Origin of the sequence: Bradyrhizobium sp. (assembly GCF_030693485.1) — a bacterium.
Lineage (GTDB): Bacteria > Pseudomonadota > Alphaproteobacteria > Rhizobiales > Xanthobacteraceae > Bradyrhizobium.
Window position 1 is genome coordinate 1 of the sequence record NZ_JAUYAN010000237.1, and the last position, 9,133, is coordinate 9,133.

The following is a 9,133-nucleotide window of genomic DNA, read 5'->3' on the forward strand; positions in this document are numbered from 1 at the left end:
TTAGAGCGGGCGTTTCACGAGCATGCTTCCACCCTGCCCGGCGCGAAGCGGCGCCTGATCTGCGTTGGCAGACTATGCGAACAGAAAGGTCAGCTGCTGCTGATTGAAGCGGCACGCCAATTATCCGAGCGCGGAACAGAGTTTGAACTCGTGCTGGCCGGAGACGGCGAAATGCGTGGCGACCTCGAGGCCCTTATCGCGCGCTACGGACTGGCAAAGCAGGTACGGATCACCGGCTGGATTGGTAGCGATCAGGTGCGCGACGAAATATTGGCGGCACGTGCGCTGGTGTTGCCGAGTTTTGCCGAAGGTTTGCCCGTCGTGATTATGGAAGCGATGGCCTTGAGAAGGCCCGTGATCACTACGTTCGTGGCCGGCATCCCCGAATTGGTTGAGCCGGGCGAACATGGCTGGCTGGTGGCGGCGGGCGATACCGAGGCACTGGCCTCCGCTTTGCTAGCCTGCCTCGACGCACCCCTGGAGACCATCAGCAGGATGGGAGAAGCCGCACGCGCAAAGGTTCTTCAACACCATGATGTAGACAGAGAAGCCGCCAAATTAATCGATCTGTTTCGCGGTCCTTGAGAATGTCTTGACGGCAAGCTGAGCTCCGCACAATTAACAATGTCCGGAGAAAAGGCGTCGCGTGAAAGGCGCAGGTTTGCTTGGCTTTACGCGATCATGTTAGCCGTAGCTTGCTTGACTGTTTTTAGTGTTGGCAACGGCTCAAGCCAGACTGCCGCCGGCGGGGTGTTGGAGAGAAAATGACGGTTCAGGATTCGAAACGGCGCGTCGCGCTGATCACCGGCATCACCGGTCAGGACGGTGCTTATCTGGCCGAATACCTGCTCGGCCTCGGCTACACCGTGCACGGCATCAAGCGACGATCGTCCTCGTTCAACACCGCCCGCATCGACCACCTTTACCAGGACCCGCACACCGGCAACGTGCCGTTCCTGCTGCACTACGGCGACATGACGGATTCGACCAATCTGATCCGGCTGATGCAGCAGATCCGGCCGACCGAGATCTACAATCTGGCGGCCCAAAGTCATGTCGGCGTCAGCTTCGAAAGTCCGGAATACACCGCCAATGCCGACGGGATCGGCGTGCTGCGCTTGCTTGAGGCCATCCGGATTCTCGGCATGGAAAAGGAGACGCGGTTCTATCAGGCCTCCACCTCGGAACTTTTCGGTCTGGTCCAGCAGGTTCCGCAGAAGGAAACCACGCCATTCTATCCGCGCTCGCCCTATGGCGTCGCCAAGCTTTACGGCTACTGGATCACGGTGAACTACCGCGAGGCCTACGGCATGTATGCCGCCAACGGCATCCTGTTCAATCATGAAAGCCCGCTCCGCGGAGAAACTTTCGTGACCCGCAAGATCACGCGCAGCGTCGCCCGCATCGAGACCGGCCTCGAAGACATGCTGTATCTCGGCAATCTCGAAGCGAAACGCGACTGGGGTCATGCCAAGGATTATGTCGAGGGCATGCACCGGATATTGCAGGCGGATCAGCCCGACGATTTCGTGCTGGCGACCGGCGAGGCCCGCTCGGTGCGCGAATTCGTCGAACTGGCGTTTGCGGAAGTCGGTCGTGGCATCGAATGGCGCGGCAAGGGCGTCGATGAAACCGGCGTTGACAGCAAGTCCGGCAAGACCGTGGTTAGCATCGATCCAAGCTATTTCCGTCCCACCGAAGTCGATCTCCTGATCGGCGACGCCAGCAAGGCGCGAGACAAACTCGGCTGGAAGCCGAAGATCACGTTCGCGCAGCTGGTCAGCGAAATGGTGGCGGGCGATCTCGCAATTGCGCGGCGGGAGGTCGCCAATGGCAAGAATCCCGTTTGAGCTGAAGGGCAAGACGGTCTTCGTTGCCGGCCATGGCGGTATGGTCGGCCGCGCGCTGGTGCGCCGGCTCGGCCGGGAAGATGTCGAACTGCTCACGGTCAAGCGCGACGAGGTTGATTTGCGCGATCAGGCCGCGGTAGCCGGCTGGTTCGCGAAGGCGCGCCCGCAAGCGGTGTTTCTGGCGGCGGCGAAGGTCGGCGGCATCGTTGCCAACGATACGCTGCGCGCCGAATTCCTCTACGAAAACCTCATGATCGCGGCCAATGTGATCCATGCCGCGCACCTCAACGGTGTCGAGAAGCTGATGTTTCTCGGCTCTTCCTGCATCTACCCCAAGCTGGCGCCGCAGCCGCTGCGCGAGGATTCGATGCTGACGGGGCCGCTGGAGCCGACCAACGAACCCTATGCCATCGCCAAGATCGCCGGCATCAAGATGGTCGAGGCCTATCGCAGCCAGTATGGCTGCGACTTCATCAATGTGATGCCGACCAATCTGTACGGGCGCGGCGACAATTTTCATCCGGAGTACAGCCACGTCGTCGCCGCACTGATCCGCCGGTTTCACGAAGCCAGGGTTTCCGGCGCGAACAATGTGGTGGTCTGGGGCACCGGCACGCCGCGGCGGGAATTTCTCTATGTCGACGATATGGCCGACGCCTGCGTGCATCTGATGAAGAGCTATTCCGGCGACAAACTGGTCAATATCGGCACCGGCGTCGACGTCACCATCGCCGAGTTCGCGCGCATGGTCGCCGCCGCGGTCGGATATGACGGCGGGATCAGCTTCGACGCCTCGAAGCCCGACGGCACGCCGCGCAAACTGCTCGACGTCAGCCGCCTCGCCAAACTGGGCTGGCGCGCCAGCACCTCGCTCGAGGATGGCATCAAGCTGGCCTATCAGGCGTATATCAGCGAACAGAAGTAATTCCCGCCCGGGCGGATTCGATTTATCCCGCTTGTAAGATGCGCCCGGCCAAAGGTACGCTTCGCGTCCAAGAAAACCGATTCAATTGCAGCTCACAAGGCAAGCTTCGTCGCGACGAGTTGTTTGGGAAACCTGACGTTGAGCTTTTCCCATAATTCGTCCCGCATGAAGACATCAATTTTGTCCGGAAAATATTGAACAGTAGGACGATCCAGATCGGCCTCGCGCCAGATTGGCGGCGTTTCTGCTGTCAGCGGCCTGAACTTAACCGATGGGTCTGTCATCCGGCGACCTTGAAGGGAACGACTTTCACGACCATCGGGCGCACGCACGATACGTGGACCGGTTGGACTCCGATCCCAGTCGATGAGTTGGGCGCGCGGGAGCACGTCGACAAAGAAGTAGCCTTTGTCCGTCAGCATGTGCGGCGGCGCCTTTAGATTCAGCGGCAAAAATGCCACGCAGCCTGGCACGAGTTCCTCCAGCGCCGCCCGGAAGCGGTCCGAGACGAAGAGAAACCCGCTGCCAGGCTCACAGATATCAGGAAGTGCGAACCGCGCTTTGAGCTCCGTCTCGGCCGGCAAATCGCTCTGTTGCAGGGGAATGCCCTGGACTCGTTTGTCGATCAGCGCATGTGGGACACTGGGATACAGGACCCATTTGTATTCCTTCGGTTCCAGAAGATAGACCATCGTGAAGCTTTCCGCTTGGTCGCCGCAATCGTCACTCGGGCCGAGGCGATCTCGCCGCAAGCGGCTAATTCAACCCAAACCTATCGTCAAATTCTGCGATTGCAGCTGCCGCAGTTTCTCGTTTCGCTATCGCATTCGTTCGTCCCAGCGGCCCGCCGAACGCAACCGTGATGTTGTCGGGATCAGATTGGAGGCGAGCATCCGTCACCCAAGACAATTCGCCGACCTTTATCTTTACGATCGTATGCAGATCACATGCGCGCTTGATTGATTGAAATATCTCCCTTGCCTCATCAACCGAGAGATTCATAGATTGCATGACTTCAGATCCGCCGGATCCCACGGACATCAACGTAACCTCAGGTTTGAGCGTTGCCTTCCCCGTGGGAACGCACAGGTATACGCTGCGGGTTAGCGCGATCCTTTCGAACGCCCCCATCTCGGAAATGGCTTGCGATAGAGCCTTTGGCAGGAAGCCGCGCAGGAGCCGAAAAAATAGTCCGACCTTTTGAAGAAAGCTCATAGCCGCAGGGCCTCGGGGGTACACAAGTTGACGCCACCGATCTGCATGCACCACCATCGATCCCCGCGCGGCCCTGCCATTCTTCAGGCCGCATCATCACTACACTGGCTTGGAGGGCACGGGGAGGGTCTTCCGCCTGTCCCGATCACGATCGCAGGAGGCCCGCCGGGCCGTAGTCCCGTAGCTCGCCAGGATGGGTAGAGCCCTTGCGAAACCCATCACAGGTCGCGATCGCTGCTTGTCAGGCATGCCTGGTCAAAGGTACGCTTTGCCCAAGAAGACCGTGATAGCGCGGCGGCATCGTTCCATAGGGGATTGCCGGGCCGCAGCGAAGGTTCCGTTCGGGGAGGCATCATGAAATTTCCGCGTCGCCAATTTTTGCAGCTGGCCGCAGGGGCGGCCCTGCTGCCGGCCGTTTCCAGCGCCGCAAGCGCCCAGAGCTATCCGGCGCGTCCGATTCGCCTGATCATCGGCTATACCCCCGGCGGCTCGGCGGATATGACCGCGCGGTTGATGGGACAATGGCTTTCGGAACGGCTCGGTCAGTCAATCGTGATCGAGAACCGGCCCGGCGGCGGCACCAATATCGCCACCGAGGCGGCCCTGCGGGCCGCGCCTGACGGTTACACGCTGCTTCTCGTCGCGCCGGCCAACGCCATCAACGCCACGCTCTACAGCAAACTCAATTTCAATTTCCTGCAGGAGTTCGAGCCGATCGCGGGGATCATCCGTTTTCCGAACGTGGTGGTGGTGAACCCCGAGGTTCCCGTCAAGACGATCCCCGAACTGATCGCCTACGCCAAGGCCAACCCCGGCAAGCTCAACATGGCGTCCTCCGGCAACGGGTCCACGATCCATATGTCGGGCGAGTTGTTCAAGATGCTCACGGGCATCGACATGCTCCATGTGCCCTACCGCGGCGGCGCGCCGGCGCTCACCGATCTGCTTTCCGGGCAGGTCCAGGTGATGTTCGACAACATTCCGACCTGCGCCGAGCACGTCAAATCGGGCAAGCTGCGCGGCCTCGCGGTCACCAGCACCACGCGGTCGGCGGTGCTGCCGGACCTGCCGACGGTGGCCGATTTTCTGCCGGGCTACGAAGCCAGCGCCTGGTACGGCCTCTCCGCACCGAAGGGCACGCCGCCGGAAATCGTTGCGACGCTGAACAAGGCCGTCAACGCGATCCTGGCCGATCCCGCGGCCAAGGCGAGGTTCGCCGAACTCGGCGCCATCCTGCTGCCGGGCTCGGCTGCCGATTTCGGCAAGCTGGTGGCGGACGAGACCGACAAATGGGGCAAGGTGGTGAAGTTCGCCGGCGCCAAGGTGGATTAAAAATGGTATCAGGGTAGGGTTGAGTATTCATTGCATGGGGTTGTTTTCGATATTTTTGTTTTCGAGGTCTAACGGGCGGCGTTGCGCGGCGCGGTCTTGCCCAGCGATGTCGCCATCGCCGATATCAACGGCTTCATGAAGAAGGCGTCGTTGGCCGGTGCGATGTCGGTGCGCAAGCCCTGCGACGTGAGTTCGTCCGACACGACAGGCCCGACCGAGGCGATCGGCGTGCGCGCCAGCCCCTCGCGCAATCGCGCCTCACAGCCATGTGCGCGCGCGACGTCGAACAGGCGGCGCGCCTGGCCCGAACTGGTCAGCGCAATCGCGTCGATCCGGCCCTGCGCCATTTCGTCGATCGCGGTGATGATGTTGGCCTCCGCCGCCTGCGCATCGTAGACGTAGGGCGCGACGGCATCGACGTCGGCGCCCTGCGCCGTGATCGCGCCGATCAGCGTGCTGTGATCCTTGTCCGGATAGAGCTGCAGGCCGACGCGATGGCCCGCAAGATCGACGCGCGACAGCATCTCGGCGATACCCTCCGAGGTCGGCTTCTCCGTCGTCACCTGCGGCTCCAGCCCGATCTCGCGCAGCGCCTTGCCGGGTTTGGGGCCGCGCGCAAACTTGCGCGCCTTGCCGAGCGCGGCGACAAAACTCTGGTCGACGCCGGTCCGTCGCGCCACCTTCATCAGCCGCCGCAGACCCTCACCGGTCATCAGCACCAGGTCGTCACAGGGTTTTGCGATGAAACGGCCGATCCAGGCCTCGACCGGCGCGGCATCCGGTGCGTCGTGGATGGTGAACATCGGACATTGCAGCACCTCCGCGCCCCGCTCGGTGAGCAGACGGGAGAACTGCGCCTCTTCGCGGGTTTCCAGGATGAGAATGCGATAGCCGTTCAGTCTGTCAGCCATGATCCTGCTCTGCCACGGGTCGCCTGTTGTTTGTTCATCATCGCGCTGGGCAGGGATTGGCGCAAGGGTCCACGGATAGCGCGCAGACCCCGGTTACGGACAACTCGACCGAAACGCCCCTGTGCGCAACCGTGAACTTCCTGAACTTCTGGTGATGTTCTTGGGTATGATCCTAGCCCTGCCCGTGGTTAGCTCGTGAGCTCTCGGCGGTAGCTCGCTCCGGTGAACGTTTCCAAGGTGGCAAGAGCAGCGGCCAGATTAACGTTGGCAGAGTCGCCGCCGACACCAGCATGTTGTTGAACAGGCAGAACAAGACCAGCGTATTCAACAGCGCTAACGCTGGCACGCGATAGGGGGAGGACCTGATCAAGATAAGGTAAGTCACAATAAAAGAGCATAGCGCCACGAACATGATTGCCGGCCCAAGCCACCCGAAAAATCCGTAAGACCGGCCGAAGATCGTGGAGATGTTCAGTCCGGGAGAAACCTGTGGCTGCTCCCAGCCATAGAGTTGGTCGCGCGAAACGAGGTTGCCCATGTTGCTCGAGATGCCGTCATTTAGCAGTGGCAACACTCTCTTCGAGATCGTGTCGGGAAGAAATTCGGAGGCGACAAATTCAGCAACCGTTCCCTTGTTGCCGTCCATCAGATCAACAGTTAGTTGAAGATTGGCAATGGAGACGGTCGAATAGAGATAAGACCAGAAGAAATTGCGCGGAATTACCGATTCCTTGAACGCCTTTGTCGGCTCGCCAATTAGAATTTCCTGTTGCGGCGAACGGATGTCGCCAATGACGCCGTTTCCGTAAAAAATAAGAATCGCCAGGGCACCTGCCACGGCGGCGTGCCAGACGCGTAGGCTGCGATTGCAGATCACGAAGATAAACGCCCAGGATGCAAGGCACATCAGCGCCGAGCCCCGATAGATCAGGAGCCCAAAGAACAAGACCGGCAACCCGGCTTCGATCAAGTATCGCAAATTCCGCGAATAGATAAAATCGGCAAAACGGATCGTCGAAAACACGATCCAGAACGTGAAGGCATGAAGATGAACGGCGTTCGCTTCCTGCGTGTAAAATTCCTTGCCGCCGAGAACAAGCAGGATCGGCACTCCGCCAGCAAGAAGGATTTCTGCCACGAACGTAACGATTACAAACCAAGTGGCATAATGTGGCAGCAGGCCCGCAACATAGCCACGCCCGTTCTGTATCGCTGGAGAGGTGAAGCGCGCAAGCAGGCCGGCCGACAGAAATGTTGTCGCAAAAAAGAGCAGCACATCATACGAAAGCGGCAGATAGAGTTCGGACCAACCGAGCTGGTAGATGAGCAGGACCATCCCAAAAGAAAGAATGAAGACGACAAACGGATTTGCGAGCATCACACGGTTCCCGCGCGATAGAAGCGAAACAAGATCAACAAGGCAAACGACACGGGAATGCTGATCAGGCCGGAAAGCAAGGCAAATCCGCGCTTGTTCGGCCAAGCCGGTTCCTGCGGTTCGTGTGGCTGAGTAGCGATAACCGGATCAAGCGAGAGGGCTTTGATCGACCGCAAGAGAATGTGTGTCGCGGTGCCAGGGTCGCGATGGTACGCATCAATTCTGTAGAGACGCACCGCTGCCTTGGCCGTATGCGGTTCTTGATCCTTGAAGAAGAGATGCGTATTCATATAGCGCGCCTTTGCTTCGGGCGTCGCGCCTGTCTCGGGGTATTGAGCAAGTATGGTTTCGGCAATCGCGGGCGATTTCAGCAGCGCGCTGTAGTCGCGCGCCATCTGTGGGTTGATCCGCAAGAACGTCTGGCTGGCGTACTGCACCGGAACGAAGGCCGCGATCAAGTATCCGATTGCAGCCGCAACGACAGGAACGATGATGAGCAGCTTCCAATGTTCGTAGAGTATGCCAACGAGCTCCTGGTCGAAAATCCCATCAGATCGGGCGGTGTCCAATGCAATCTCCTATTGGCTGACCCTGAGGCGTGCCGCTGCGAAGCATGTCCGATCCAGCGTGGCCTTTGAAGTTCGTCTCAATGTTACATGATATATGCAGACGCAGTACACGTTTTTGGCGCGCGTGCTGTTGGCGACGACAACGGTCCCAGTGATCGGGCGCGGCTTTGGCGCTGAAAGGAGGGTGCTCTGCCGTCGCGGGCAGTAATCGCGACGGACCCAGAAGATGCGCGATACCATCAGCGGCCCCGGCTCAATTGGTCCGGGATTTCCATGGCCGGTTGACTTCCGGCAGATCTCAGTGTGTTTGCTATCCAGTGTAGATGAATTTTGACCGATCCAATCCATGTCCGATCATCAATTCGTATTGACCTTATCCTGCCCGGATCGCCCCGGCATCGTTTCGGCGGTATCGACGTTCCTTGCCCATAACGGGCAGAACATTCTCGATGCCCAGCAGTTCAACGACGTCGAGACCGGTCATTTCTTCATGCGGGTGGTGTTCAACGCCGCCGATCTCGCGGTCAACCTTTCGTCGCTGCAAACCGGCTTCGGCGCGATCGCCGAACGCTTCGGCATGGACTGGCTGATGCGCGACCGCGCCAGCCGCCGCCGGGTCATGCTGCTGGTCTCGAAATCCGACCACTGCCTCGCCGATATACTGTATCGCTGGCGCACCGGCGAACTCGAGATGATCCCGACTGCGATCGTTTCCAACCATCCGCGCGACACCTACAGCAATCTCGATTTCGGCGGGATTCCGTTTCACTATCTGCCGGTCACGAAAGAGACCAAGCGCGAACAGGAGATCGCGGTCTGGAATCTGGTCGGCGAAACCAGAACCGATCTCGTGGTGCTGGCGCGCTACATGCAGATACTGTCGGACGAGATGTCGGCGAAGCTGTCGGGGCGCTGCATCAACATCCATCATTCGTTTCTGCCGGGGTTCAAGG

The 9,133-nt window shown here is 59.7% G+C and carries 10 protein-coding genes; 5 read left to right on the forward strand and 5 right to left on the reverse strand.

The genetic code is table 11. The annotated features are described in order from the left end of the window. The 3 genes from Q8N40_RS17405 to Q8N40_RS17415 form a co-directional block, all read left to right on the forward strand. On the forward strand, positions 1–585 hold a 585-nt coding region (locus Q8N40_RS17405; protein WP_305712684.1), incomplete at its 5' end, for a glycosyltransferase. 179 nt (positions 586–764) lie between these two features. Further along, positions 765–1,850: a GDP-mannose 4,6-dehydratase gene (gene gmd / locus Q8N40_RS17410; protein ID WP_305712685.1), complete on the forward strand. Its 1,086-nt coding sequence runs from the start codon at positions 765–767 to the stop codon at positions 1,848–1,850. Next, positions 1,831–2,775, forward strand: a complete 945-nt coding sequence (locus Q8N40_RS17415; RefSeq protein WP_305712686.1) for a GDP-L-fucose synthase — start codon at positions 1,831–1,833, stop codon at positions 2,773–2,775. Before gmd ends, Q8N40_RS17415 begins: the two co-directional genes overlap by 20 nt. Before the next feature lie 92 nt (positions 2,776–2,867). Here Q8N40_RS17415 and Q8N40_RS17420 read toward each other — a convergent pair whose 3' ends face one another. Both Q8N40_RS17420 and Q8N40_RS17425 read right to left on the reverse strand, forming a co-directional pair. Next, positions 2,868–3,467: an imm11 family protein gene (locus Q8N40_RS17420; RefSeq protein WP_305712687.1), complete on the reverse strand. Its 600-nt coding sequence runs from the start codon at positions 3,465–3,467 to the stop codon at positions 2,868–2,870. Positions 3,468–3,531: 64 nt separating this feature from the next. Further along, positions 3,532–3,990: a hypothetical protein gene (locus tag Q8N40_RS17425; RefSeq protein WP_305712688.1), complete on the reverse strand. Its 459-nt coding sequence runs from the start codon at positions 3,988–3,990 to the stop codon at positions 3,532–3,534. Positions 3,991–4,344: 354 nt separating this feature from the next. Between Q8N40_RS17425 and Q8N40_RS17430 the strand changes: the two genes are divergently transcribed. After that, positions 4,345–5,322, forward strand: a complete 978-nt coding sequence (locus Q8N40_RS17430; protein WP_305712689.1) for a tripartite tricarboxylate transporter substrate binding protein — start codon at positions 4,345–4,347, stop codon at positions 5,320–5,322. A 68-nt stretch (positions 5,323–5,390) separates the two neighbouring features. Here the strand turns inward: Q8N40_RS17430 and Q8N40_RS17435 are convergent, their stop codons facing one another. From Q8N40_RS17435 to Q8N40_RS17445, 3 genes are all read right to left on the reverse strand, one after another. Continuing rightward, complete coding sequence (locus tag Q8N40_RS17435) at positions 5,391–6,233, reverse strand: uroporphyrinogen-III synthase (protein ID WP_305712690.1); 843 nt, start codon at positions 6,231–6,233, stop codon at positions 5,391–5,393. 172 nt (positions 6,234–6,405) lie between these two features. Continuing rightward, the gene (locus tag Q8N40_RS17440) at positions 6,406–7,611 is read right to left on the reverse strand and encodes a hypothetical protein (protein WP_305712691.1); all 1,206 of its coding nucleotides are present in this window, start codon (positions 7,609–7,611) and stop codon (positions 6,406–6,408) included. Beyond that, positions 7,611–8,180, reverse strand: coding sequence for a Wzz/FepE/Etk N-terminal domain-containing protein (locus tag Q8N40_RS17445; RefSeq protein WP_305712692.1), 570 nt, complete (start codon positions 8,178–8,180; stop codon positions 7,611–7,613). Before Q8N40_RS17445 ends, Q8N40_RS17440 begins: the two co-directional genes overlap by 1 nt. A 346-nt stretch (positions 8,181–8,526) precedes the next feature. Between Q8N40_RS17445 and Q8N40_RS17450 the strand changes: the two genes are divergently transcribed. Then, the coding region (locus tag Q8N40_RS17450; RefSeq protein ID WP_305712693.1) for a formyltetrahydrofolate deformylase at positions 8,527–9,133 on the forward strand (607 nt) is incomplete at its 3' end.